The sequence below is a fragment of the Hyphomicrobium sp. MC1 genome, from assembly GCF_000253295.1.
Lineage (GTDB): Bacteria > Pseudomonadota > Alphaproteobacteria > Rhizobiales > Hyphomicrobiaceae > Hyphomicrobium_B.
The window spans coordinates 4155321-4180790 of record NC_015717.1; the positions used below are offsets into that span (position 1 = coordinate 4155321).

The window sequence follows — 25470 nt, forward strand, 5'->3', positions numbered from 1 at the left end:
GCGCTGCTTCCGCGGGCTGTGCAGCATCATCGCTGGCAAGGTCTTTCAAGCGGTAGCCGAGGAAACGCTGGGAATCGATCGGATCGTGACCGAGTCTCTGCTTCAGCCGCTTGCGCAGGCGGCTGATGTGGCTTTCGATGACGTTCTCATGAATTTCGTCATTGAAGATGCCGTACACGCGATTGAAGATCTGGGTCTTCGTAATGCGGGTGTTGCGGCTCAGCACGAGACACTCGAGGATCCGCCGCTCACGACGCGGCAGGGGCAGCACTTCTCCGTTCACGATCGGATCGCGACCGTCGAAGAAAATCCGGATGCCACCAACATCGACACATTCGTCGACGATCTGCATCCGGCGACGAATGGCGCCGCTGCGCGCCAAGACTTCGCGGACGTGAAAGGGCTTCGCGAGGACATCATCAAACCCGAGCGAGAAAAGCTCGAGCGTTTCACTCAGCGCCCGCGCTTCGATCAGCCCCATGAGCGGCGCGCGGCTGCGTGCTCTGATCCTTGCGGATATCTGGCGCCGGTTTGTCACCGCACCAATCAAAAAGCCCTCGATAACCGCGATATCGGCATCATTGATGAGTTCGAACCACTCCGAGAACTCGTTTGGATCAACTGAAGTTGCCGCTACTCCTTCGCGTTCAAAGCACGCGACGTATCCCCCCGCGACCGTCAAACGGTCGTCAAGCACAACGAACATGATGCCCCCCAAGCCCCGCAAATCATTGGCACAGAAGGAAATACAGTGATTCACGTGACTTATTAACAATTATTTCATTATTGCGTGGGTCGGAAATGCCACGCCAAATCATAAGTCCGCGCTTGCCCTTTGCATCTGCATCTGTTCTTCGAGCAATCACAGCGATTGAGGCTGCGAAGGCGGAAGATGGGACGCGCTCGCCTTTTTGCCGATCGTTGGAAAATCGATAAATTTGAATTTATTTCCAAACGATTGCGTAAACCAAAGACTTCTTAATTCGGACGTTTCTCCGGAATAGAAAGATCCGCTTGCGAATTAATGGCTATATGCTGCGTGTTTGCGCGTCCTGATGCGCGGATTTGAAGTTTGGGTGCGTAAATGAGTAAGACCACGTTTGAAAAGTTCATGAGCAGCTTTCAGACCGAGGTCCTGATTCCGGAAAGCATCGAGGCCGACGACAAGCGGCGCGACGGCATCCGGCGCATAGCTCGCCAGCACGTCGCTTTAAACTTTCGCGGCATGCGGCTCATCTGCGACCTCGTCGACTTATCGGAATCCGGAGCAAAAATTAGCGTCGGGGACGGAATCGTCCCGAACGTCGGTGACAGAATCGCGCTAACGCTCTTCGATGGCACAATGCTCGATGGCACAGTGACATGGCTACGCGACAAACATCTGGGCGTAGAGTTTCTCTATCCGGTTCCCAACGTCGATGAACGACTCGACTTTGAAGATCTCGGTCGGGAATTTTTCGGCAGAGCCGTAACGCTGCAAAAGTCGACGCGACGGCCGTGATCGGCGGGACGTGACCCGTCAGCGTACTGCAAGCTGCGTTTCGTAACGTTCCGCGATCCGGCATTTCGCTTCGAACCGCGGTCCGAATGACATCACGGGAATCCATTCCGTCCGATTTTGAATCGATCATTGACAGCTTGTTCGGTCATGACGATCGGCCCGCCGGTGTATCACGCCCCAATCGCCTTTCCATCGACGGTTTAGAGGCGGCGTGGGCCTTGGCGGCTGCTTCTCGCGGTGGCGTGGGAAATTCTCAAGTCCCTCCGAAACATCCCTATGCCTTCGATGAGCAAAGCAGCATCAGCGCAGATCCGTTGCTCGATCCGAATAAAATCTTAATTGAACTTGGACTCGACGCAAATTTTTCCGAAGCTGACATCGCGACACTGCGGCGAGAATTTGCACTTAGAAATCATCCGGATCGTGTGCAGTCCGATCTCAGGGAGCTTGCGACACAGCGCATGATGATCGCCAATGATCTCATGGATCGCTACGTTGCGCGGTTGAAAAAGAGTGAACACTGAGCCTCGCGAACTTATCTAAAATGCGAGATTGTTCTTTCGCGATGTTCCCACGAATGTCGGGTAATGTCTCATCGCAGCCGGCCCTCGACCGGCAGAGAATGCGATGGGGTTAAAGATGGACGACGTGAGCGCCGACCTTAAGATGTTGCAGTTGCGTATGGCCGGCATGGGTGCACAACTCGACGGGAATTGGTCAAAAGTTCTCGAAGCGCAACGCCATCTCGATCGCGACACCGACGAATGCGCCTACTGGCATGCCGGCTATCATCAGGCGCTTGCGGACGTCATCAGTCTGCTATCGACGAGTCAGGCTAACGACGACATTTCGGACACGTCCAATCTGTTCCGCGCGGTCGGCTAGGGTGCAGGATGTTTCCGTTCGGCATGAACTTGTGAAATATCTCGCATTCTTTTTCGAAGGCCTGACGTTCATCCGCGAAATGGCGGAACTTGAATTGCGTCGCGGTTCCGATATGGGCTTTCAATTTTGATTTGAGGTCCTCGCCGGCGCTTCCGACGTATGTAATCGCGAAGCGCCCAAGATGATCGACGAAGCCAAGCGCATACGTACCCGGACAACGATCGACCAGCTCTTCCTCGATGGCATCAGACGCGAGTTGAAATGGACCACGTAGCCCAGCTCCTGCCAATTCCTGCTGCTGCATCATTTAACGAGTCCTAGATATAGACTGCGTTGCCGGACCTGACGCCGGCAACTTCAGCCGACGCCGGCTGCTGAGTGGATTCTCTGGGGCGACGTTGGGCCTGATCGGACGGCGATCCATCACGTCTTTGCATCTCGCCATCTTGCCGGCCCATGAAGCCCGAACGCGATGGATCTCCATCACGAGACGGGGAACCGTTCGTCTGCCAACCGTTCGAACTCATGGTGCTACTGGCGGAAGTATCCGTAATCTTCATACTTGAGATGTCATAGCCTGCATCTTTCAAGCCGCGTTCGAGATTCGGCCGATCGTCGTTGAGAAGCTTGGCTGTCGACGCCTTCGATGCTTCGGCTTCGATCGACAATGAATTCGAACTGAGACTCAGACGGAGCCTGACCGAACCAAGATCCGCCGGCGACAACGTTAGATCGAGCGTGCGCAGAACGGGCGCTGTGGTTGCCCGCGTCGGCACGTCGACGGATGATGTTGCTGCGCTGGCGTCGGTCGCAGTCGATGCCAAGCTCGTGATTACGCCGTCGCGAACCTGATTGCTGACGTTAGCCGCGATGGCGTTGGACGTTTTGCTGGTTGCAAAAATCTGGTCGAGGGACGACGCAGCATCCGGCTTTTCCGTCTTCTTGGCCGCCTCTGAAGCTATTTCCGTATGCGACTGAGATTGCGTATCGCTCTTGTTTCCGCTGTCGTTGTTAAGCGATGCATTCGCATTCTGATCGGTATTTGCCGCTGCGATTGTCGGCTGCGCTACGGACTGCGGCGCGTCGCCCGATAATTTGACGTCCGGCTTCTGTTCCTTTGCCGTGGTGACCGAAGCAACTGTCTGAGCCAGAACGGCGGCCGCGGATGGCGCAGCCTTATCCGTATTCATAGCCGAGAGCTGCGACGCGACGCTCGTCATGGCGTCGGAATTGAAGTTCCAATGCGTCTCCCGTCGATTGATCGCAACCGGCACAAGCTCGTTTGTATCTTGCGGAATGGCGTCGTGGTCGACGGTGACATTAACAGTCCCATCGTCGGCTTTTAGGTCGCCGGAATTTGCGAAGATTCTGTTTTTTGCATCCATGAGAGCGAGAATGCTTCTCTGCTGCATCAAGGCTGCTGACCGGACCGGAGCCTGAGACGTATCGGCGTTGGTTGTCAAGGAAACGGTATTCGTCGCTGGCGTTTGATTCGGCGTCAGCTGCGCCGACGTGAGATCCGGAGATGTTCCTGCTCCGTTGGTTGATTTCGAGACCGCCTCTTTCGCTTGATCCTGGCCGACGCTGTCGAAAGCATCCTCGAACGAGCTATCGTCGTCATCCGATTTGCCCTTGCCATGCTTTCGCTGCGACGTCTTTCGCGTCTTATCGACATGCGTCGCAGCAGCATCGACATCATCGCGCGGCGCGCTCTGGGTCGCGCCTTCCGACTTGGGATCGTTCTCATCCGTCTGCTTGAGGTGACCGCGATATCCGTTCGATGCTTTTCCCGATACGGATTGCAGGAGAGCTTCGGCTCCGCCAGATGCGGCGCTTCCAACTGCTGCCGTCATTTCCCACTCCTAGTAATCATTGAATCTGCTTCTTTTAAAATCTCGTCGGCTTTATTCAGCGCCGTCATTGCATTCTTTTCACCCGGAGCCTGCGCCACGGCTTGCGGAGCGGTCTTTCTGACAGCAGTCGGCGCGACGCCTGTTCCGGTTACTGTTTTGGCGATAAATCCCGCCACTTCCCGGATCTCAGCGTCGTCCTCCGACAGCCGATCGACAGTGATCTGATCCAGCGCCTTCATAGCATTTACCGCATCGTTCGAAGGCGCTTCGGCTGCGGCCATGTAGAGGCGCGCACGTTCCTTATTCTCTGGTGATGCATTCGGTGTTGCGAGAACTTTAGCAGCAGCGGCCTTCGCAAGCTTTAGCCGTCCCTGTAGCAAACCCTCTCCGGCAAGATCGATGAACAGCTCGGACGCTGGCTGCATGTCGTCGTCATCGAAGGTGGCGGCGAGGCGATCGATGCTTTCCTGATTATCGAATTCCCCATGCTTGGCGGCTGCTTCCGCAAATTCTCGAAAGAGCTTCCAGGCATAAATCGACTTGCCGAATTCCTGCACATAGCTTGTCGTCAGCATCAGCGCTCGGCTCGTGTCGCCAGCATCGAGTAATACAGGAATTTCGCGCCGCGCCGACGCCTCGTCGATCGCGGTATGGGGACACGCCAGACGCGCATCATCGAGCAGGCGGATCGCGGTTGCGTGATCATCCTCAAGATAGAGTGACGCCTTGGCCAGCGCGAAAGGCCCAACAAGGCTGACGTCGAGCGAACGGGGATCGATATCTTCGAACAGCTCACGCGCCTTTTTAGGCTGACCCTCGGCAAAGCTCATGATGCCCGCGGCCAAATTCTGATCGGCGACGCTCAAAGAATTCTGCTTGACCAGTGGTTGCAAGACGCGCGCGTCACCGCCACTCAGAACATAGAGCAGGCTCGTACGGACGTTGACGTAATCGTCCCATGCCTCCGGGCTGAAACTTTTCACTTCGCGCGCGATGTCGATCAGCAGACGCTGTTGCTCCGCAAGCGCTGCACGATCGCCGCGAATGATCTTGTCCTGAACCGCGCCCAATTCTTCCAGAAGACGCAGTGTATGGCGGCGCACCTGAGCTTTTTCGCTCGCATCCTCTGAATAGATCGGAACGCCGTGCTCGGCCGCGACAACCTCGTCGTTTTCGCCGAAAATAAATGCGGGCTTGAAATACGCCAACGAGCCCGCGGCGAGGCCCGCGAGCACAACGAACGACGCTGCAGCAATCAGCGCGATCCGCTTCATTTCTTATCCTCTTTAATGAGGATATCGATGCGGCGGTTGGCGGCCGCGAGAGTGTCGTCGGGCACTTTCGGATCGCGGTCCGCACGACCTTCGATGGCGACGACGCGAGATTCGTCGACGCCGCCACGCAGAAGCATGTAATAGGCCATTTGAGCGCGAGCAGCGGAAAGGCGCCAGTTGTCATAGACCCGGCTCTTGTATGGACGCGAATCCGTATGGCCGCGAAGGACGATATCGCCCTTCTTGCTGCTCAAGACACGACCGATTTGCTCCATGACAAGGACGAGTTCTGAGCGCGGCTTCGCCGAACCGACCTCAAACATGCCGAAATTGGCATCGTCCGTCAGACTGATGAGTAATCCTTCGGGCGTCGCTTTCACGTCGATCATCGGCAGTTCGCGTGAAATGTCCGCGACGGCTTTGCCGATCTGGTCCCGCAGGTCTTTTGCGTCCTGATCTTTGTCGTGATCCTTGTCGTGCGTCTTATCTTCTTTCTTTGCCTGATCCAAAGTTGCAGGGGTTTGCTTTGTGATGGTGTCCTGCTGCTTCGGCTTATCGCCGACATCATCCATTGATGCTCGCGCGGAGAGCTGCTGCTTTGGGTCCTGCGTAACCGGTTTTACGTTTTCTGCGGGCAGGGCGCGCGCCACGTTGGAGGGGTGCTCCGGCACGATCGGCGCTGCTTGGGGCGCAGGCTTCAACCTGACATCTGACTTTCCGGCCTTGCGATTGATGCGATCGAACGGATCGTCAATATTGCCGTCTGATGGGCTGGCTGCCGTCGTAGACTGACTTGCGCGTGCCTCGTCAGCGAGTTTTTCAAGCAAGTTACCAGGATTGTCGAAGAGCGCCATCTCGCGAAGCTCTTCTGAGCTCTTGCCCCCCGATCCGACACTCGATTCGTGCGAGGCGTCGTCTTTGGCGTCACCGCTGTTTTCTTTGCTGTCGCGATCGGCCTGCCGTTTCGAGGCGTCATCGACGACCTGCTTTTCGAATCCGCGCTTACTTTTCTCGTCAGAGTGTTTCGACTGCGTCTCGACGAGATCTTCAATGCCTTTCGGCGCCGCGTAACGATCGGTCAAACGCATCGGATTGAAGTAGGCGGCGACCTGCACGATGGTTTTTTTGTCGGCAGCATTGATCAGCCACATGACGAGAAAAAACGCCATCATGGCCGTCATAAAATCGGCATATGCGATCTTCCAGACGCCACCGTGATGCGGTTCTTCCGTATTGCGCCGGCGACGGACAATGACGAGAGGTTGCGATGATACGTCTTCGCGGCCGTCGCTCATGGTACTAGCGCCTCAAGCTCGGCGATCCACGCCGCAATGTTGACTTCGATTTCGGTGTTTTCTATGTGAGCGCGAACATCTGCACTCGGACTTTCCGAATATCCGATCTGAAATCCGGCGGTCGGCAGCCGTTCGTTGAGATGTTGGATAATTTCGGCCGGCGCTTCGATGTGAATCTTTGCGCCTTCCACCAAGCCACGTAAAATCGCCCTTTCGAGATCCTTCAACGCGCGATCCTGTAGACGCCCGATGAGCCAGGGGCGCAGCAGCGTCGCGGCCCGCTCAGCGACGTTTTTCTCAATCAGGCCCGACGCACTTTCCAAACGCGCAATAAGCTGCTCAGCGAAATCGCGCTGCCAGCAGTCTTTTTCCTGGGCGAGCTCGTTCGCGTGATGAATCTGCGCTTCGGCGAGGCGATGCTCTGCATCGGCCTCCGCTTCTGCACGGCCTTCGGCGTAGCCCTGCCGATGACCATCCTCGAACGCAGCTTTCAGCTGCGCTTCATGGTCCGGCTCTTCGACGTCAGGGGTGACGCGATCGAAGTCCCTGAGCAGGGAGAACGCCGAACTGTGAGGCCGAGCCGTCATCCGTTCTTAACCCAATGCTTCATGATCGCAGTCGCCTGCTCTTCATCGCGATCAATAATCGCGCTGAGCTTCTCGACGGGACCGAGTGCCAGCGAGCGTCCGAACGCCAGTCCGCTGCCAAAGTCTCCCGAGCCGCCGCCCATGCCGTCAAATGGGTTGGCGCCCGGTTCGAGCAACGGCGACGCCATTTCGGGCATGTCGATGGGAGCTGCGCCCGTTCCCGTAATCGATGCGAGCGGCGCCTCGATCGCGACGTTATCGGCGCTTTCAATCGCGGGCCTATCGCTTGAGAGCAGGGTCCGCATCACGGGCCGGAAGCCCGCCATCACGACAATTGCAGCAACCAGCAAGATCGTTAGTGAACGGATGCCGGTTCCCGCCAAGCTCATCAACAGCGAAGCCCATGCCGTTCCCGACGATCCGTCTCCTTCAAACGGGGACGGCGCGAAATCGACGGCGGCGACGCTGATACGATCACCGCGCTTGGTGTCTATGCCGGCCGCGGAAAGCGCGATCTTCTCGATTTCGGCGACCTGTTTGTCGACGTCTTCGGGCTTTGCATCTTTACCCATCGCATCCATCAGTCGCTTTTTGTTGACGACGACGGCAACCGAGATGTTCGCGATCTTGTAGCCTTCGCTTGTCGAGGAGGCCGTCGACGAACTGATCTCGTAGTTGGTCGTTTCTTCCTTGCGATCCTGATTGCGTTTGTTCTGGTCTTTGTGGCTCGTCTGTTCGTTCGGAATGTTTTCCTGAACGCTGACATTGTTCTTGCCGGCGCTGTCCTGCGAACTCTGAGCTTCCTTGATGTATCGCGTTGATCGCTCGACCTTGCTGTCGGGATCGAACTTCGTTTCGTTCGTCTGCAGTTTATCGATATTCAAGCGGGCAATAGCGCTGACTTCGAAGTTGTCCAGACCGAGATAGGGCGACAAGGTGCGGCGAACGCTATCCTGAATCTGTTTTGAGACCGTGTGCTCGAGTTCGAGCATCTGCACCGGCGCGTCGCCGCTGGCGAGGCCGTTGCCGGAGCCTCCAAGAATCGAACCATCGGTGCCGATAACCTGGACTTCGTTCGGCGTCATTTCCGGGATCGCCGAGGCAACCAGATGCTTGATGGCCGGCGCTGCAGTGGCATCTCCGGCAACATCCGTGCGAATGACGACAGACGCCGACGGCGCTTCTTTCTTGACCTGAAGCGCATTCTGGTTCGGCATGAAGATGTGAACACGCGCAGCTCTCACACCCTTCAGGTATTGGATTGTTCGCGACAGCTCGCCCTCAAGAGCGCGCACGCGCGTCACTTCTTGCATGAACGAGGTGAGCCCGAGCGCGCCGAGCTTATCGAACAGCTCATAACCCGCTGTTTGGCTGCCGGGCAGTCCCTTTTCCGCGAGCAAAGCGCGAGCTTGTGCCGTCTGCCCGACTGGAACGCTCAACTTCGTCCCGTCCATGCTGCTTTCAAATGGGATGCCGGCCTCGGTCAGCTCCGTGCCCATGCGGCTGATGTCAGGCGGCGTCAGGCCGACATAAAGCGTCTCATAGCTTGAGCGCGACGCGAAGTAACTGCCTATGGTAATCAGTCCGAAGACGAGCGCGCCGGCGATGCCAAGCGCCATAAGGCGCCTGCGGCCGAGACCCAGCAGACTGCGATAAAGGTTCTCTAATTGACGCCAATCCATCTCTCGACCTTGCCGGCAAAGTTTCCGGTCAACGGTAGGGACGGAACCTTGTGCAAAGGTGACGGGCCGCCTCCGTGGCCTGATCCGCGTTGGCGGAAGAGGTCAGGGGTGGCGGCCCGTCTAACAGATCGGAGATTGTATGGGGCCTGACGCCGAGCGGCGTCAGGCCCTAGTTATTAGCCGCGGAAGAGCGACAGGATGTTCTGGCTCGACTGGTTAGCGATGCTCAGTGCCTGAACACCGAGCTGCTGCTTGACCTGCAATGCCTGCAACTTTGTCGATTCCTGATTCATGTCAGCGTCCACCAACTGAGAGATGCCGGTGGTGATCGAGTCCATCAGCGACGATACGAAGTCGGTCTGCAGATCGATGCGCTTCTGCGCCGAGCCGAGGTTAGTAGCTGCCGTCGTCATGGACTGATAGGCAGCATCGACGCCGGCGATATAGCCGTTCAAGGTCGCCTGATCGGTCGGGCTGTCGGTCAGCGAGCTAATGTCGATGTTCATAATCGACGTGCCACCCGTCGTCACAACGGCGCCCGTAGACGAACGCTGCGAGTCGAGGATGCCGCCCGCGCCAGAAGCGGTGGAGCTATCGAACAGGATTGACGTCGACGTATCGACGCTGATCGTTCCGATAGAAACACTGCCGTCCGAGGCACGAGAGAACGACGAAACGATCGTCTTTGTCGCGCTGTAGCCAGAGGTCGATGAATCGACCGAAACCCAGTTCTCGCCCGAGAAGCTTGCTGAGGAAGCGATGCCCTTCAGCTGATCCTGGAGCTGGGTGATTTCCGATTGAATCTTCGTGCGGTCAACGCCCGGCGATGCGGCCGCAACCAGTTTGTCTTTGATCTGGCCGACGAGATCGATCGACTGGTTGATCGCGTTGTAGGCGACGTCAACGGTGCCCTTGCCAAGACCGAGTGCGTCCTGCACGGTCGAGAGCGCCGAGTTGTCCGACTTCATCGTGGTCGCAATCGACCAGTAAGCTGCGTTATCCGAAGCGCTCGCGACCTTCAGGCCGGTCGAAATCGCGTTCTGCGTCGTCAGCAAATCTTTGGAGGTCTGCCGCAGCGACTGCAATGCGGTCATTGCGGAAATGTTGGTATTGATACTGCTCATGCCCATGTCCCTTGTCCTTTTACTCAGCACAAAACGCTACTGGGACATACCGGATCTACCGGCTTGACAGATCGGCGTCATGCCTATGGCGCGTGTTCGCTGCCACCCTGTCATCGGCAAGATTGATAGACGAGAGTCGTTTCCTAATGGTTAATTTTGACGCTTAGAATGTTAATTATTTTGCTCGGAGGCGGATTCTTAATGCCGCACGTCATCGAGCTAAGTGAATGATTTCACAAGCGCTCCGACGAGCAAGCTCCAACCGTCGACCAGCACGAAGAACAGCACCTTCAGCGGCAACGCGACGACGGTCGGCGGCATCATCATCATACCCATTGCGGTCATGATCGTCGCCACTACCAGATCTATGACGAGAAACGGCAGCGTCACCAAAAAGCCAATCTCGAACCCTCGGCGCAACTCAGAGACCATGAACGCAGGTATGAGCACGCGCAGGTCATCGGGACCCGCCTTGTTCTGCTCCCCGAAGCGTTCCGCAGACATCTGTTCGAACAGCGCGAGATCCTTGTCGCGCACATTCGCCTTCATAAACGTCCGGAAGGGCGCGGTCGTCCGCACGTAGCCATCCTGCTGGCTGATCTTGTTTTCGACCATCGGCTTGACGCCATTATCCCAGGCGTCCTGGAAGGTCGGGGCCATGACGAACAGCGTCATGAAGAGTGCGAGGCTGACGAGGATCATATTGCTCGGCGTCGTTTGCAGTCCAAGACCGGCGCGAAGGAATGAGAAGGCGATCAGGAATCTCGCGAACGACGTCACCATCATCAGCAAGCCGGGCGCGACCGAAAGGACGGTCATCACGACAAGAAGCTGAACGATGCGGCCGGAAACGCTGGCGTCTCCCGCGGGGAAAAGCGTCTGGAGATCGATTGCCTGCGCGGCAGCCGCGCTCGAAGACGCTGCCAAAAGGATCAGCGCCCACAGAACTTTCTTGATCATTCGAGCACCAATCCACCTATCAGAAGGCCCAGAATGGCGCCTCGACCGCGGACACGCGCGCGATCGTCAAGTTGCTCTCGCAAGTTCTGGAAGCCACGCACGCCCTGGATGTCGGCTAGGGAGAGGCCCTTCAGGTAGGCAATCACGTCTTCGCGGACCTCGCCGAGCAACGTCGTCGTTTGGGGCGTGCCGTGGACGACGATAATAGAGACATCGAGCCTGGCGCGGACCGCAGGCTCGGAATTCAAATCCGTAATGACCGAGGGTATGGCCAGCTCTATGGCGTCGCCCGGGAACCGCCCAGCGGTTGGTCCGGCCGGCGGCGCTTTATCTGTTGGCACAGAATTCTGAGGCGCAACGTCGGGCATCAGAAAGTAGCCGTAAGCGCCGCCGCCGCCGGCGCCCAAAACGATCGCGATAAGCGCCGCTATCACGAAGCCGCCAACGCCACCACCCGCGTTCGAGTCGTCCTTTTTTCGCTTATCTTTTGCCACCTAGCTCTCTCCCCCAACCCGAGCCTTAGAAGGGCGAAAGATTATCGAGAATCTGCTGGCCGTAGGCGGGCTGCTGAATTTCCATGACACGGCCGCGGCCGCCATATGAAATTCGCGCTTCAGCAATTTTCTCGTAGGAGATCGTATTGTCGGTCGCGATGTCCCGTGGCCGAATGACGCCCTGTACATTCAGGACGCGTAACTCGTAGTTGACCCGCACTTCCTGCGAACCGCTGACGACGAGATTGCCGTTCGGCAACACCTGACTGACGACGGCGCCGACAAGAAGATTGATGTTTTCAGAGCGGTCGATGGAGCCTTTCGAGTCCGTCGCCGTGGTGCGATCGAGATTGCCATCAAGACTGCCCGATCCAGTCGGACCTGGCGCGCCGAAGCCAAAATTGAAATCTGCCGATGATTTCAGCCCAACGCTCGAATCACGTGAACGATTCAAATTGTTATCCAACGACGCCTTGTCGTTGATCTGGATTTTGACAGTGACGACGTCGCCGACCTTGAGGGCGCGTGCATCGCGAAAGAGGTCGGCGCCGGAATCCTGCCAGGTGGAGTTACCCGAGTGATAGGCGACAGGTGTCACGGGAAGATTGACGTGCGCCGCCTGACCGGGCGCCAAGCCGCTTCCCATCGGGGACATTGCAGGGGCCTGCGAGACTTCGTGCAATTGGTCTATGGCACACGCGCCTAGCAGCAACGACAGCGACGCAGTCGCTGGAGCCACCCATCGAAATCTATTGCTGGGCATTGGCCTTGTGCTCCGGCTGAATTGCGAGTTCGCCGGCACCGGCGATAACGGCGGAGAGACGCGCCGCCTTCGCGACTTCCATCTCAGCCAGAATGGGGCTCGAAACTTTCGGTGCCAGCTTCGAAATGATTGCTGCGGATGTCATCTCGTCCATCGCCGCGAGTTGTGCCGCAGCGGCGTCCGGTTTCATCCGGCTGTAGATTTCAACGAGCGCGTCAGTAGCGTGCGCGGCGAAATCCTCGCGTAGCTTCATCCAGCTTTTCAGCACCTCGGCCTTCGCATTGAGAAGCGCGATCCGGTCGTTAATTTCCTTCTGCGCCTTTTGAAGACCACGCGTCTGCTGTGCGATTTGGGCGGCCGACGTCGCATCGAGAATATTCGAGCAATACTGCTGCGCCGGGCTCAACTGCTGTTTGGTCGTCGGCGGGAGCGGCAGCGCGTCCACATCTGCGGCCTCGGATTTCTGAGCGCCTTCGGGCTTGGTGTCGTCGACCGCGATGCGGAACGAATAAGCGATCGGAGGCGTTTGCTCCGCCTTCTGCCGAAGCTCGTATGCGCGCTCGCTGCGATCGACGGGCGGGCCAACCAGTGGATTGTGGATGCTTTCGGCTACTACCGGCATTGCGGTGGCTATGACAAGCAAACCGCCCGCCAACCATGCCACGCTGCCGCGTTCAAGAAACTTGCGAGCGATCAGAAATCTCATTGCACCACCAGTTCAGCTTGCAATGCGCCTGCCGTCTTCATGGCCTGCAGAATTGCGATGATCCCGATGGGCTTCAGCCCCATCTTATTCAGTGCGCTTACCAGCTCACGCAGATTAGCCCCCTGAAGCGTTGCGACCGTGCCGCCCGCTTCATTGACGTCAACCTGCGTATTGGGAACGACGACGGTCTGGCCACCTTGCGAGAACGGTAGCGGCTGGGACACTTGCGGTGTTTCGGTGACGCGAACGGTTATATTTCCGTGCGCGACGGCGACGGTCGAAATCTTTACTTCGCTGCCGATCACGATAGTTCCGGTTCGTTCGTCGATTACGACGCGCGCGGTCTGATCGGGATCGACTTCAAGTTCACCGAGTTCGGCCACCAGACGCGACGACAGGATATTCCGCGGTTTGCGTATCATCACGCTCTGCCAGTCGCGGGCGCGTGCGATCGGCATGCCGAAACGTTCTTTTGCGAAATCGTTGATAACGTCCATGACGCGCACGGCAGTCGTGAAGTCCGGATTGCGCAACTCGAACTCGAGCGGCATGCTTTCATCAAATGTGCCGGGGGCGTCTTGCTCAACAATCGCGCCGTTGGGAATACGGCCGCGCGTCGGAATTCCGGATGTGATCGATTCCGCGGCGCCCTTCGCCAGATACCCCGAAATGGTGATCGGGCCTTGCGCAGCGGCGTAGATTTTTTGATCGGCGCCGGCAAGCGAGGTTAGAACCAGTGCGCCACCAGCCAGAGATTTGGCATCGCCAATCGACGAGACCGTCACGTCGAAGCGTGATCCCTTCGAGGCGAACGGCGGAAGCTCAGCTGTTACCATAACGGCCGCGACGTTCCGCGTCCGCGGTTCGTATTGCGAGCCGCGAATATTCACGCCCATGCGATCGAGCATGGCCTGCACGGATTGCTGCGTGAAGGGCGAGTTACGGAGCGTATCGCCGGTTCCATTCAGGCCGACGACCAGACCATATCCGACGAGCTGGTTGGCGCGGATGCCTTTGAGATCAGTAATATCCTTGATCCGCGTAGCACCGGCACAGGCCGTCGCGGCAAGAAAATAAACCAGCGCGACAATCACCAATTTCATTGGTCATTCACCGCCAAGGTCTGATCGGGTTCGATACGCGCCTTGATGATGACGCCCGACTCGGGATTGCGGACATTGATAATTTCGCCGGCCGCGCCCGACTGCAGCGGGACACCGACGCCGACGATCGAGACGTATTTCGAATTGTAGACGAGCTTGTAGGTGCGGCCTTGCTTCACGAGATCTTCGGCGCGGATCGCCATCTCGGGGATGAGTTCACCCGGCAGCAACGTGCGCCGTGCGATCCGGCCAAGCAGATCCTGTTCGCGCTCGCCAAAGACAGGCGGATTGCCCGGGTCGACGATCAGCTGACGCTCGATAAGGTTCGCATCCGTGATTCGGTCGCCGGGATAAATGACGGCGCGCGGCACAAATACGGTTCGGCCGGGATCCTCCGCGAGCGCGTTGGACGCAAATGCGCACGCGGCGAGCAGCGTAAGTCCGAGCTGAACAGTCTTTTGTGTTTTGCGCCAGACGGACATCACCGAATGTCCTTCGTTATCACGTTATACATATCGTCGGCGGCTGAAATGACTTTGGAATTCATTTCATAGGCGCGCTGCGCGGTGATCAGCTCGGTGATTTCTTTGACGGGATCGACGTTCGAGCTTTCGAGATAACCCTGCTGGATCGTACCGAAGCCCGTATCACCTGGGGTGCCGAGAACAGGGGCACCGGACGCTTCCGTTTCCTGAAAGAGATTGCCGCCGAGTGGCGCGAGGCCGGTTTCGTTCGCGAAATTGGCGATGGCGAATTGCCCGAGGAGCTGCTGAGTTCCGCCGACAGTCGCATACACCTGGCCAACCGCGTTGACGGTGATGTCGGTCGCATTTTGCGGCACGGTGATATTTGGAATGACCAGGTTACCGTCGAGCGTGATGAGCTGGCCGGTGTTGCTACGGTTGAACGCGCCGTCGCGCGTATACAGGATTTCGTTGTTCTCGCCTTGGACCTGGAAGTAGCCACGACCGCTCAACGCAAGATCGTAATGGTTGTTGGTCGACGCGAGCGGACCCTGCGCAGAGAGATTGCGAATGGCGACCGTGCGGACGCCCAGTCCGAGCGTGTTGCCTTCCGGGATAATGGTTTCGTCGTCACGGGCAAGCGTGCCTGCGGGACGATCGCTCTGGTAAAGCAAATCTGCAAATTCCGCACGCGAGCGTTTGAAGCCCGTCGTATTGATATTAGCGACGTTGTTGGCGATCACCTCAACGTTCGTCTGCTGGGCAGACATGCCCGTCGCTGCAATCGAAAGTGCCCGCATAGCTTATATCCCTCAGATCTGCATCCGGCTGATTTCTTGGTATGCCGCAACGACTTTGTCGCGAACTGCAACGACGGTCCGAAGCGCCTGGTCTGCCTGCATTACGGCTTGCACAACTTGCTGCAGCGGTGCCTTGCCCTGCATGCCCGCAATCGCGGTCGTCTCACCCGTCTTGACGGTAGAAATCGCATCAGCAGCCATCGACGCCATAGTCTGGGCGAAGTCATTTTCCGGGGCAGCCTGAGTCGCCGTTGTCGGCGTCGTTCCTGCTACTGGCTGCGAGCCCGTGACGCGGCTGATATCGGGTGACAGCATTGCAACGTTCAGGCTCATTAGGACCTCAGAAGATCAATGGTCATCGAGACGATTTCGCGAACCTGCTTGATGACTTGAGTGTTGGCGGTATAGGAGCGCGAGGCTTCGCGCATGTCGGCGAGCTCGGTCATCATGTCGACGTTGGGCATCTTTACGTAGCCCTTGGCGTCGGCTGCGGGATGGCCGGGCATATATTCGGTACGGAACGGAGCCTGATCGCGCGAAACATCTTCGACCTGTACGAGGTCGGTACCGCTCGCTTCGTCGGCGACCGATTCGAAGTTCACAGTCTTGCGCTGATAGGGATCGGCGCCAGCTGTCTTGCCGGTCGAGTCGGCGTTGGCGATGTTCTCCGACACGACACGCATGCGCGTCGATTGCGCGAAAAGACCGTTCGATGCGGCTCTCGTTGCGGCTATGAGCGGATCATTCATCGTTTAGCCTTTCGTCACCGATTGCAGCATTCGATCGAATGTTTTCATGATCTGGGTGTTGAGCGAGTAGCTGCGCATGACGTCGTTAGATTTCAGGAATTCCTGTTCCATATTGACGTCATTGCCGGAAACCAGAACCTCCGCCTGACCGTCGCCATTGTCCTGATTGCTGATGGCGTCGAATTCGGGCGAGGAGAAATGCTGCGGGCTCGTTGCGGCCATCGGCACGGAGGTGTGCATTGCGGCATCAAAGCTTTCGACGTCCTTCGCTTTGTAGCCGGGCGTGTTGGCATTGGCGATGTTCGACGAAATGACCGATTGGCGCTGCGCAAGCCACTCGTTCTGACGGAATGCGAGATTGAAGAGTTGCATCGGCTGCATGATCAAATCCTGGATAGCCCGTTATCTTTGTGCACTCGCTCGCTTGCGTAAGACTGGACAGAGGTCGAAATGGACAAATCCAACCTGCCAAACTCAGACGTCAATTGAGACGGGCTTCGCCCAGGGCCTCATGGAGCCTGATCGTATTTTGGCTCGGGCCGACCGTGTCACCTTCAAATGATATGTACGTAATTTCGACGGCGGCCTCTTTGGCCTCCAGCATCAGGCGAAAATAGACGTGAACGGACTGATGGTGGAATTCCATATCGAGACAGACGCGCGGCAGGACGCCCCATTCCAGATAGACGTCGCCAGCGTGGCCGAAGCTCAGCGTTTCAGGCTTGAACGATAACTCGATCGACGACTGAACGAGCGAACCCACGCTCGCGATCTGCCCAGTCTTCAAATAACTGACGAGATCCGGCAGGTCGATCAATCGTAGATCGGTCGCCACGCTCCGAATGCTGTCTCCGAGAATCTTCTCACGAACCTGCGAATGATCGATGCGTATTGGAATCATCGACTGCTTTTCCCTTAGGCGCGAATGGTGCCCGCTCCATTCTTCCCGGCCTGGAGGCGAAGAAGAATTTGTGCAACCGCTTTGTAGAATTCGACGGGGATCATTTGATCCACTTCCACTTTTGCATACAGGGACCTTGCGAGAGCCTTGTCTTCTATGACTGGAATGTCATTTTCTTCAGCGATCCGACGAATTGACAAGGCAATAAGATCTTGTCCCTTCGCAACGACTCGCGGCGCACCGCCTTCTGAACGCACGTAACGAAGCGCGACGGCGAAATGCGTTGGATTCGCGATGACAAGAGTTGCGCGCGGGACGGCCGACATCATTCGCTGGCGTAGGCGCGAACGAGCGATGGACAGGCGTTTTGCCTTGATATGTGGATCACCTTCGGCCTGTTTGCGCTCGTCCTTGACCTGTTGTGGCGCCATTCGCAGGGATCGCCGCCAAAGAATTTGAGCGACGGGATAATCGAAGATCAGGAGCGCAAACGACATCAGCGCAAGAGCGATCAGGAGGATAACGACACTCTGTTGCGATAATTCCAATATGGCCGCCGGATCGTGCCAGATCGAATTCGTAAAATCGTGCCACAGATACATCAGGATGGCGCTGGTTATGATCGTCACGACGGACAATCGCAGCGTGAGCTTCAGAAACTCGACAAAACCGGAGGCGCTAAAAAGGCGCTTGAAGCCTTTTGCCGGCGACAATCGGGAAATGTCCGGCATCACGCGTTTAAATATCAGAGCCGGCGTATTCTGAGCCACGGACGCGATCACGCCTGCCGCCGTGAATGTCAGAATGATCGGAGCGGTGATCGTCGCGGCTGTTTTTCCGACGACGTCGAAAAGCAAACTGAGATCGCCGCCGTTCTCGATGCGAATCGAACCGGCATTGGCAAGCAGCCCGCGCAACAGATCAGTGAAGTGAATAATGAACGTCTGGCCGAGCACGGCGATGACGAGAAGCGCGCCAAGCAGGTAGGTAAAGTTCGTGGCTTCCCGCGACATGGGAACGTTGCCGTCGCCGCGCGCATCGTTCAGACGTTTGTCAGTCGCTTCTTCTGTGCGACTGTCTTTATCCTGTTCTTCGGCCACGGGCTCGTTCCCTCATTGGCCGATCTAGGCGGCCGCTCCGGAGATATCTATCAAACCGTCGGCGGCGAGACGCAGAACCGAATCGACAATCGTCCGGCGCGCGTCGACGATATCGCGGGGAGGAACGTTTGCCGGGCTTTGCAATTCCGCTTCCGCCATGCGGCGCGCGCGCGGCGCCAGGGCGGAGAGAACCTTGGTCTGCAGCTCTGCGTCGGTTCCCTGAAGTGCAAGGACCGTCCGCTCGACCGGAATTCCGTCCATAAGAACAGTGAGGGCGCGTGCAGGAAGCCGTAGCAGATCTTCGAACTTGAAGAGCATCTTGCGGATGGCTTCCGCGTCCTTGGGCTTGACGCTTGCCAGATATTCAAGCGCTTGGACCGACTCCTCTTTATCCATATTGTTGAGGATGCCGGCCAGCGAAACGTATTTGTCCGACGAGCGGCGATCGACGTCGAACAGCTCGTCATGCAAGCCGCTCTCCAGCGCCTCGACGACTTGCGGCGAGATCTGGCCCATGCCCAGGATGCGGTTCAGCAAGTCATTGCGCTTGGCGACCGGGAACGATTTCAAAAGCGCAGACGCGCGTTCGCTGCCGAGACGATCGAGATAGTAGGCGGCAACTTGCGGAGATTGGTTCTGGAAGTGTCCAACGATGATGTCATCAGGGAGCGCCGCCAGCTGAGCCCAGACGTCTTGCCGTGCAATGAACTGGTCGTTTGCATCACCGGACGATCTGTTTTCGGAGATGACATCCGTGACCAGGCGTCGGACATCCTCGGCGCGTCCGAGAAACGGTGCACCCTGGCCGAACTGGTTCTCGAATTCCTCAACGATGCCTTCGAGTTCGGCAGCGGTAATGGTCGGCATGATTTCAGCCGAGCGGACGAGAATATTCAGCTCTTCGGGATTGAACTTCTTCAGCAGACCACTGGCGCGCTGCTTGCCGAGTGCAAGAAGAAGAACGCCGACCTTTTCAGGTCCCGACAGGGCTCGCGAGTTTCCGGTTTGCATTGATGACGGGTCTCGCATCGAGCATCAGCTACTATTATTTCGTAACGCCTGGAATCGCGCCGACCTGCGTCAGCACCACACCGAAGCGCGATGTTCCTTCGTTCAAAACAACCACCTCGCCACGCGCGATCAGACGGCCGTTGACCAGAATATCGACGGGGTCGCCGACCATCTTGTCGAGTTTGACGACGGAGCCTTTTGTGAGCTTCGCAAGGGTCGCTACCGGCATTTTCGCCGAACCGAGCACCACCTTCATCATGACCGGCAGGCCCATGATCATGGCGCTGTTATTGCCAAAATCCGACGCTGTCGATGGATCTGCCTCCGCCTGCGCGGGCTCGGCGATACCGGCGATTTGCCCGACACCGAATTCAGCAGCACCGGACATCGGCTGCTCGAAGGCGGCTTCTACCCCGTCGGGTGTATTGTCCGATTGGTCGATATCACTCGACATCATGGCAGATGATTTCCTTGCGCTAGCACTTCCGGAGCTGATTTTATGACTTGAAACATGCCGGAGCCTTGAGGTGTCGACGGATCAGAGGCCATAGAATTCATCAACCGCCTCTCTTTCATGATCGAATTCTTGATCGACGCGGAGGATCAAGCCGTGATCGCGCTTGCCAAGCTCGCACCAGAACAGCGGACTTTCGTCGGCGTCGAGGCGGACGCGAGACATGGATGAGAGTTGAAGCTCGATGACGGAGCCGACTTTGAATTTCTCGACTTCTCCGAGCGCGATCGTGCGCTCTTCGAGCACGCCATTGAGCCCGATGAAGGCGCGGGCGATCTCTTCGGCAAGTTGCTTCGACCACATCGGATCGTCGTTGGTGTCCGGTCGGCCCGGCGCCGGGCTGGCGACTTCTCCGGGGACAGCCGTCACGAGCAAATCGCGAATGGTTTCGAGTGCGGCCTGCGGGATGACCACCGTCACCTGACCTTCGTGACCGTCATAGTCCAGCGCAAGCCGCGCCGCGATCACCGGCGATGACGGGCCGAGGTTGGGTTCGAGCTCAATCTTTTCGACGATGTCGCCGACATCGAAATCGACGTCGACAAGAATGGAAAAGGCGTTCGTCAGCGCCCGCGAGACGCGACGAAACAGAACGCGTAAAACGTTGGCGTCGGTGGGTGTCGGCTTGCGCTTCGGGAGGCCGGTGCGCGGGATGCTTTCGCTGCCCGTCGCGGCCTCGACGAAAAGCAGGCTGATGGCCGGATCGGCGATGAAATATAGCCAGCTCCGCCATCTCTCGGCCCGAACCACGCCCGCGAATGCGCCAGCCGGAAGCGTGCACGTATCATCGATCGTCGAAGCAAAAAGCTCGATGAGGCGAACGCGCAACGGAATGTGCGAAAGACTGCCGACTTCCTCAGCCATGATGCGCGGCAACTGGCCAAAAATCATTTGCAGGCCGGGAAGACGATCCGGCCGGTTTTGGCCGGCTGAAAGCGCCCGTTCCAGTGATTTTTCAGATTCCCGCAGCGATAGCGTCGCTTCCAACAGCGCGTCATCCGACATGATGGCCGCCCCAAATTTGCGTTTCGACGCAGACAGGCGACCGGCCGATCAGAGTGCGGAGCAGTCGCGTGTTCATTACGCCGCCTTTCTGTCCTGGCCTGAAGTTGCGCCACCGCCCATCGTCGCGGTCTCGACCTCGTTGATCGTCGGACGCTCATACGCGGAGATCGCCTTACGGCCGTGCTCGATAGCGACCTGGGGCATGGCTCCGTTCATGAACGCTAGGAGCGACTGCTTGACGATGACGTAAGACCGCAACTTCTTATCGCGAATGATCTTCACCTTCGTCGCCAGCGGTCCGACGACCGCATACGAAAAGAAGATGCCCGCGAACGTGCCGACCAGAGCGGACGCGATGAGGTGTCCGAGAATTTCCGGAGACTGGTCGATTGCGCCCATCGCCTTCACGACACCCAGGACGGCTGCGACGATGCCGAGCGCCGGCAAGCCGTCGCCGACTGCGACGAGCGCGTGATAGGCCTTCATCTTGTCGTGACGTACCGTCTCGATCTCTTCATCCATCAGGGCTTCTATTTCGTGCGTACGCGCGTTGCCCATGATGATGAGACGAAAATAATCGCAGATGAAAGTCGTCAGTTCTTCGTTGGCAAGCACCGTCGGCGCACGTTTGAAGACTTCCGACTCGTTCGGTGCGTCGATAATCATTTCCATTTCGGCGCGCGATTTATCGCGCAGCTCGCGCATCATGAAGAAGAGCAGGGCGAGAACCTCAATGTTCTCGTCTTTGGTCGGCGTGCTGCTCTTGAAGGCCTCAATCGTCGCCTTCCCGGCATCCTTGATGACTTTCATAGGATTGGCGACCACGAACGTGCCTAGCGCCGCGCCCATGATGATGACGTATTCCCAGGGCTGCCAGATGACCAGCACGTGGCCGCCCATGGCCGCGAAGCCGCCTAGCATACAGGCGAGAGTGATAATCAGGCCGACGATAATGGTCACGTGAGCTTCCCGGAGCGAATTCTAACCGTAGCCATAAGGGGCGCTTTGGCTTGCGTGGGACTTGTCCCTCCGTATTGGCGCGCGCACGCGTCCTTTGAGTCAGCCCGCCACAAGTTCTTGAGGCTAGCCTTCCCCTAAAGCTGGTCCTGACAGAATCGATTCACGGCATGCAATCCAATATCTACGTCGCTCTTTCTGCCCAGTTGTCGCTGCAGCGGCGCCTCGACACGCTGGCAAATAATGTCGCCAACGTGAACACCGTAGGCTATCGCGGCGAGGAGGTCTCTTTCGAGGAGCTTGTCTCGCAGCCAGGCAAGGACTCTGTGAGCTTCGTCTCGAAAGGCGAAAATCACATATCGACCAAGACAGGCGAAATCACGCAGACCGGCAATCCCCTTGACGTCGCCATCCGTGGCAACTCGTGGCTTGCCATCCAGACACCAAGCGGAGTTGTCTATACGCGCGACGGCCGTATGCAGATGGATAAGGAAGGCGTTTTGACAACACTTGAGGGCTATCCAGTCCTCGATGCTGGTGGCGTTCCGGTTCAGCTCAACCCTAATGATCCTCCGCCGACGATCAACAAGGCCGGCACGATTGAGCAGGCTGGCAACAATCTTGGGGCGCTTGGCCTTTATACGATGCCGCCAGGCGCTCGGCTGACGCGCGCCGAAGGTGTCGCCGTTACGTCCGACATCCAGCCGGTTGCTGAACTCGATTTCCTGCATAACGGCGTGTTGCAAGGCTACGTCGAGAAATCAAACGTCAATCCTATTCTCGAGATGACGCACCTCATCACCCTGCAGCGGAATTTCCAGGGCGTCAGCACCATGCTGAGCGATACCGAAACGTCGCTGACGGATGCCCTGAAGGCAATCGCGGGTTCGTGATGAAGCGCCAGGAGCATCATCGGTGAGCGCGGGCGCTGTAACGGCATTCGATCGCCTGGACCTTCTGATGGCAACCGCTGCCGCGCGGTCGCCCGCGCATCGCGTTTCCGGCCGCGTGGTTCGTATCAGCACGACGTATCTCGTCGTTGCGGGCCTTTCGAAATTCGTATCGCTCGGGGATTGCGTGTCGATTTCCGGCATCGGCGGCACAATCCTCGCCGAAGTTGCGACGATCGAAAGCCAGACAATCAACGTCACGCCGTTTATCGCCGACCATCGAATCGAACTCGGCGCACGCGTTACGACGATGTCCGGACAACTGTCGCTGTCACCGGATGAATCCTGGCTTGGCCGCACGGTCAACGCGTTGGGCGAGCCTATCGATGATGCCGGTCCGCTCGTTCGCGGAGAGCGTGCTTATGCGGTTCAAGGTTCGCCGCCATCGCCGTTGCGTCGGAATAGGTTAGGAACGCCGCTGACGACGGGCGTCAAAGCCATCGACCTTTTCACGCCCATCTGCGCCGGGCAGCGCATCGGCATCTTTGCGGGCTCTGGCGTCGGCAAGTCGACACTGCTTGCGATGTTGAGCCGCGCACCTTCGAGCGACGTCACAGTGCTGGCACTCGTAGGCGAACGAAGCCGCGAAGTCCGCGATTTTCTTGACGATACGCTCGGCGCGACGCGCTCACAGGTGGTCTCAGTCGTCGCGACGTCCGACGAAAGCCCGATGATGCGTCGCCTCGCGCCCAGCGCCGCCATGTGCATTGCCGAATACTACCGCGACCGCGGCAAGACCGTGCTGCTCATCATCGACTCGCTGACGCGATACGCGCATGCCATGCGTGAACTGGCGCTGGCCGCCGATGAGCCGCCCGTTGCGCGCGGTTACCCGCCGAGCGTCTTCAGCAATCTGCCGAGGTTACTCGAACGGGCCGGACCGGGCGAAGCCGGCGCCGGAACGATCACAGCCATTTTGTCCGTTCTCGTGGACGGCGATGACCATAACGATCCGATCGCCGACGCGACGCGCGGCATCCTAGACGGGCACATCGTCCTCGATCGCAGCATCGCGAGCCAGGGCAGGCTGCCCGCGCTCGATCCGCTCGCCTCACTTTCGCGCCTCGCGCCGAAGATCAGGACAAAGAACCAGACGCAATTTGTGACGCAATTGATCGAAGTGATTTCGCGCTACGAAGACACCAGAGATCTTCGCGCGATCGGCGGCTATAAGGCCGGTAGCGATTTGACTCTCGACAAAGCCATGGAAATCGTGCCGCGCGTTTACGATGCTATGAAACAATCTCTCGACGAAGATCCCGTCGATGACGTCTATACGTATCTTTCTCAGGTTCTCCAGGGCGGGCAACGGCAGCACACCGCATCGCGCTAAAGTTTTGTTCGCTGCCGGCCAAACAACGTTCTGACCTCGGAGCGCAGCGACAATGGTAAGTTCAACTGAAAATATCGGTCGCCTGGTCGCGAACGAAGTCCTTCTGCAGGCAGAGAGGCAGCTGCTTCAAAATCGCGACAAGTCCGGACAGCAGCCAACGGACAAGCAGCCGACCGCTACTCCCGCGCCAATTTCGCATAACGAGAAGGCGGTGTCGTCCGTCCTGCTGACGTTACTCGACGAACAGCTCGACGCCCGGCTGGCGGTCTCAGCGGACGGGTTCCGAAATCAGGCGCCGACACAGCAGCCTGCCGGCGATACGGCAGCGGGAGCGAGCCGGGTCGCGGCGCAATATGCCGAAGCTGACGCCGTATTCAGGCCGGACATGCCGACCGAGCAACGCCTCCTCCCGACTGATGCGACCAATCAGCAGGTGCTACTGGCTGCGGCTTCGCCTGAATTGCGAATGGCGATGCAAAGCGCGTTCTTTTCCGCGGCCGTACGCGCGCAAACCGAAACCGAAGAGACCACTGGTCGCAAGGGGCGGCGGAGTAGGCCTGAGACAGGCATAAATGGCACCGTTCTTATTCGGATCGGATTGGCAGGCGTCGCTGGTCTCGCCGTGGCAATTCTGCTTGCGGCCGGTTTGGCGCGGTAGCCGCCTCAGCTTTCAAGGTCTCAGCCTGTGCGCAACTGGGGTTCAGGCTCGACAAATTTGCGGTCCGAATTGTTCGACCGCTTGTCGTTATCATCGTGATTGCGGCCGGACGGCGGATCGGCCATGTGGGACAGAAGCGATAACATCACCTGATCGCTACCGATGGCCGACAGCGGCGGTACGCTGACATCGGTCGAAGCCATGCGCAAGATGGACCGCGAGGGGTTGCTTGCCGTCACTGATCCCGACGATCGGACGGCGGCTGATGAACTTGCAATCGCTGAAGCGCTTGCGGCCGCGGCCATGGCGGCAATCCCGGCGCTCGCCCCTTGGGCGGCCGGATTTCCCTGGCCAAACCATGCGACCTCCTGGAGGCGCCGCTGCACCAGACCATCGACGACGTTGCCGCCTGCCTTGTTGTATTGCAGGAAGAGTGAGCGCGCTTTATCGAGATCGCCGCTGGCAACGGCTTCTCCAAGTCCGCTCTTCGACCAAGCCGTTCCGGCGTTGTATGTCAGCGATGTCAGAGCAGCCTTGCTGCCCTCGTCGAGATTGGGCGCGAACTTATCGACGAATTCCGCGGCTTTCTGCACTTCAGACGAGAAGCGGCGATCGGCTTCCGCCTTGTCGATGACTTCGCCGGCAAAGCGTGCGCGTGTGCCGTAGCCATTCGAATTCTGCGCGTAATCCCACCGGGCTTCCGCGGTGTAGCCTTCGAACTGCTTTATGGCATCAAGATAGCTGGGATCGACCATACGGGGATGCTTGTCACGCCGAGCTTGCGGCAAGCTGGTGTCACGA

Annotated in this window: 29 protein-coding genes and 1 pseudogene; 6 read left to right on the plus strand and 24 right to left on the minus strand. The window is 58.1% G+C overall.

Features of this window, described 5'->3' with window-relative positions; translation table 11 throughout:
* Positions 1-52 precede the first annotated feature (52 nt).
* Positions 53-706, minus strand: a pseudogene (locus HYPMC_RS19985) (response regulator transcription factor); the annotation flags it as partial.
* Positions 707-1084: 378 nt separating this feature from the next.
* Here HYPMC_RS19985 and HYPMC_RS19990 point away from each other — a divergent pair.
* From HYPMC_RS19990 to HYPMC_RS20000, 3 genes are all read left to right on the plus strand, one after another.
* Positions 1085-1501 (plus strand): PilZ domain-containing protein, encoded by a 417-nt coding sequence (locus HYPMC_RS19990; RefSeq protein ID WP_013949925.1) that lies wholly within the window; start codon positions 1085-1087, stop codon positions 1499-1501.
* 86 nt (positions 1502-1587) lie between these two features.
* Complete coding sequence (locus HYPMC_RS19995) at positions 1588-2025, plus strand: molecular chaperone DnaJ (protein ID WP_013949926.1); 438 nt, start codon at positions 1588-1590, stop codon at positions 2023-2025.
* A gap of 115 nt (positions 2026-2140) precedes the next feature.
* A complete protein-coding gene (locus tag HYPMC_RS20000) occupies positions 2141-2386 on the plus strand; it encodes a hypothetical protein (RefSeq protein ID WP_024276539.1) in 246 nt (81 codons plus the stop codon).
* Positions 2387-2703: 317 nt separating this feature from the next.
* Here the strand turns inward: HYPMC_RS20000 and HYPMC_RS20005 are convergent, their stop codons facing one another.
* The 22 genes from HYPMC_RS20005 to motA form a co-directional block, all read right to left on the minus strand.
* Positions 2704-4239 (minus strand): flagellar hook-length control protein FliK, encoded by a 1536-nt coding sequence (locus tag HYPMC_RS20005; RefSeq protein WP_013949929.1) that lies wholly within the window; start codon positions 4237-4239, stop codon positions 2704-2706.
* Entirely contained in the window at positions 4236-5513 is a 1278-nt protein-coding gene (locus HYPMC_RS20010) for a hypothetical protein (RefSeq protein WP_013949930.1), read from the minus strand. Before HYPMC_RS20010 ends, HYPMC_RS20005 begins: the two co-directional genes overlap by 4 nt.
* Positions 5510-6808, minus strand: a complete 1299-nt coding sequence (locus tag HYPMC_RS20015; protein WP_013949931.1) for a MotB family protein — start codon at positions 6806-6808, stop codon at positions 5510-5512. The genes HYPMC_RS20010 and HYPMC_RS20015 overlap by 4 nt, the downstream gene beginning before the upstream one ends.
* Positions 6805-7395: a hypothetical protein gene (locus HYPMC_RS20020; protein ID WP_013949932.1), complete on the minus strand. Its 591-nt coding sequence runs from the start codon at positions 7393-7395 to the stop codon at positions 6805-6807. The genes HYPMC_RS20015 and HYPMC_RS20020 overlap by 4 nt, the downstream gene beginning before the upstream one ends.
* Complete coding sequence (fliF, locus tag HYPMC_RS20025; RefSeq protein WP_013949933.1) at positions 7392-9077, minus strand: flagellar basal-body MS-ring/collar protein FliF; 1686 nt, start codon at positions 9075-9077, stop codon at positions 7392-7394. The genes HYPMC_RS20020 and fliF overlap by 4 nt, the downstream gene beginning before the upstream one ends.
* Before the next feature lie 176 nt (positions 9078-9253).
* Positions 9254-10207 carry a flagellin gene (locus HYPMC_RS20030; protein ID WP_013949934.1) on the minus strand — a complete coding sequence of 318 codons (954 nt, stop codon included), beginning with the start codon at positions 10205-10207 and terminating at the stop codon, positions 9254-9256.
* Positions 10208-10420: 213 nt separating this feature from the next.
* Complete coding sequence (fliP, locus tag HYPMC_RS20035; protein WP_013949935.1) at positions 10421-11161, minus strand: flagellar type III secretion system pore protein FliP; 741 nt, start codon at positions 11159-11161, stop codon at positions 10421-10423.
* On the minus strand, positions 11158-11655 hold the full coding sequence (locus tag HYPMC_RS20040; protein ID WP_013949936.1) for a flagellar basal body-associated FliL family protein: 498 nt from the start codon (positions 11653-11655) through the stop codon (positions 11158-11160). The genes fliP and HYPMC_RS20040 overlap by 4 nt, the downstream gene beginning before the upstream one ends.
* A 25-nt stretch (positions 11656-11680) precedes the next feature.
* The gene (gene flgH, locus HYPMC_RS20045; RefSeq protein WP_013949937.1) at positions 11681-12418 is read right to left on the minus strand and encodes a flagellar basal body L-ring protein FlgH; all 738 of its coding nucleotides are present in this window, start codon (positions 12416-12418) and stop codon (positions 11681-11683) included.
* A complete protein-coding gene (locus HYPMC_RS23475; RefSeq protein ID WP_013949938.1) occupies positions 12405-13124 on the minus strand; it encodes a MotE family protein in 720 nt (239 codons plus the stop codon). The genes flgH and HYPMC_RS23475 overlap by 14 nt, the downstream gene beginning before the upstream one ends.
* Entirely contained in the window at positions 13121-14227 is a 1107-nt protein-coding gene (locus HYPMC_RS20055; protein WP_013949939.1) for a flagellar basal body P-ring protein FlgI, read from the minus strand. Before HYPMC_RS20055 ends, HYPMC_RS23475 begins: the two co-directional genes overlap by 4 nt.
* Positions 14224-14709: a flagellar basal body P-ring formation chaperone FlgA gene (flgA, locus tag HYPMC_RS20060; protein ID WP_013949940.1), complete on the minus strand. Its 486-nt coding sequence runs from the start codon at positions 14707-14709 to the stop codon at positions 14224-14226. Before flgA ends, HYPMC_RS20055 begins: the two co-directional genes overlap by 4 nt.
* Positions 14709-15491, minus strand: coding sequence for a flagellar basal-body rod protein FlgG (gene flgG, locus HYPMC_RS20065; RefSeq protein ID WP_013949941.1), 783 nt, complete (start codon positions 15489-15491; stop codon positions 14709-14711). Before flgG ends, flgA begins: the two co-directional genes overlap by 1 nt.
* A gap of 12 nt (positions 15492-15503) precedes the next feature.
* Positions 15504-15824, minus strand: a complete 321-nt coding sequence (locus HYPMC_RS20070) for a flagellar hook-basal body complex protein FliE (RefSeq protein WP_013949942.1) — start codon at positions 15822-15824, stop codon at positions 15504-15506.
* The gene (flgC, locus tag HYPMC_RS20075) at positions 15824-16240 is read right to left on the minus strand and encodes a flagellar basal body rod protein FlgC (protein ID WP_013949943.1); all 417 of its coding nucleotides are present in this window, start codon (positions 16238-16240) and stop codon (positions 15824-15826) included. The genes HYPMC_RS20070 and flgC overlap by 1 nt, the downstream gene beginning before the upstream one ends.
* A 3-nt stretch (positions 16241-16243) precedes the next feature.
* Positions 16244-16621 (minus strand): flagellar basal body protein, encoded by a 378-nt coding sequence (locus tag HYPMC_RS20080; protein ID WP_013949944.1) that lies wholly within the window; start codon positions 16619-16621, stop codon positions 16244-16246.
* A 100-nt stretch (positions 16622-16721) separates the two neighbouring features.
* Positions 16722-17141 carry a hypothetical protein gene (locus HYPMC_RS20085; protein ID WP_013949945.1) on the minus strand — a complete coding sequence of 140 codons (420 nt, stop codon included), beginning with the start codon at positions 17139-17141 and terminating at the stop codon, positions 16722-16724.
* A gap of 14 nt (positions 17142-17155) precedes the next feature.
* Complete coding sequence (locus HYPMC_RS20090) at positions 17156-18241, minus strand: flagellar biosynthesis protein FlhB (RefSeq protein ID WP_013949946.1); 1086 nt, start codon at positions 18239-18241, stop codon at positions 17156-17158.
* Between the two features lie 24 nt (positions 18242-18265).
* Positions 18266-19252, minus strand: coding sequence for a FliG C-terminal domain-containing protein (locus HYPMC_RS20095; RefSeq protein WP_244420934.1), 987 nt, complete (start codon positions 19250-19252; stop codon positions 18266-18268).
* Between the two features lie 34 nt (positions 19253-19286).
* Positions 19287-19709, minus strand: a complete 423-nt coding sequence (gene fliN / locus HYPMC_RS20100; RefSeq protein ID WP_013949948.1) for a flagellar motor switch protein FliN — start codon at positions 19707-19709, stop codon at positions 19287-19289.
* 81 nt (positions 19710-19790) lie between these two features.
* A complete protein-coding gene (locus HYPMC_RS20105; protein ID WP_013949949.1) occupies positions 19791-20771 on the minus strand; it encodes a FliM/FliN family flagellar motor switch protein in 981 nt (326 codons plus the stop codon).
* A gap of 75 nt (positions 20772-20846) precedes the next feature.
* Complete coding sequence (gene motA, locus HYPMC_RS20110; protein WP_013949950.1) at positions 20847-21731, minus strand: flagellar motor stator protein MotA; 885 nt, start codon at positions 21729-21731, stop codon at positions 20847-20849.
* Between the two features lie 167 nt (positions 21732-21898).
* Between motA and flgF the strand changes: the two genes are divergently transcribed.
* The 3 genes from flgF to HYPMC_RS20125 are packed head-to-tail and all read left to right on the plus strand — an operon-like array spanning position 21899 to position 24669.
* Positions 21899-22621, plus strand: a complete 723-nt coding sequence (gene flgF / locus HYPMC_RS20115; RefSeq protein ID WP_013949951.1) for a flagellar basal-body rod protein FlgF — start codon at positions 21899-21901, stop codon at positions 22619-22621.
* 22 nt (positions 22622-22643) lie between these two features.
* Positions 22644-24011 carry a FliI/YscN family ATPase gene (locus HYPMC_RS20120; RefSeq protein WP_013949952.1) on the plus strand — a complete coding sequence of 456 codons (1368 nt, stop codon included), beginning with the start codon at positions 22644-22646 and terminating at the stop codon, positions 24009-24011.
* A 52-nt stretch (positions 24012-24063) separates the two neighbouring features.
* Positions 24064-24669 (plus strand): hypothetical protein, encoded by a 606-nt coding sequence (locus HYPMC_RS20125; RefSeq protein WP_013949953.1) that lies wholly within the window; start codon positions 24064-24066, stop codon positions 24667-24669.
* A 20-nt stretch (positions 24670-24689) separates the two neighbouring features.
* Here the strand turns inward: HYPMC_RS20125 and HYPMC_RS20130 are convergent, their stop codons facing one another.
* The gene (locus HYPMC_RS20130) at positions 24690-25424 is read right to left on the minus strand and encodes a lysozyme (protein WP_013949954.1); all 735 of its coding nucleotides are present in this window, start codon (positions 25422-25424) and stop codon (positions 24690-24692) included.
* Positions 25425-25470 lie beyond the last annotated feature (46 nt).